Annotated in this window: 1 protein-coding gene; it reads right to left on the minus strand. The window is 42.6% G+C overall.

What is annotated here, in order from left to right; translation table 11 throughout:
- Positions 1-291, minus strand: a 291-nt coding sequence (locus ACEN4N_RS11545; RefSeq protein ID WP_407094275.1) for a transposase, incomplete at both ends; no start/stop codon positions are given.

Genomic DNA, 291 nt, shown 5'->3' on the forward strand with positions numbered 1-291 from the left:
GTTGAAAGAGGAGTTCTCCTGCTTCACGGATTGATCGAATACAGACACGACGGGGTTTCGACCATGATTGTGCTTGATAAGGCATTGAAAAATACTGAACTTCCCGATCTTCCCATTTTTGGTTATCTCCGTAAAGAACGGATTGCTCAGCTAATTGACTTAATCTCCGATTGTTCTTTAATCGGATCACATACTGACTTTCATTTTCTTCACAAGACTCATACACCTCTGGTGTTGCGAAGCCGCTGTCCCCACGAACCAATATGTCAGTATTCGGTATGGATTCATTGT

Source organism: Ruoffia sp. FAM 20857 (assembly GCF_045528645.1).
Classification (GTDB): Bacteria; Bacillota; Bacilli; order Lactobacillales; family Aerococcaceae; genus Ruoffia; species Ruoffia halotolerans.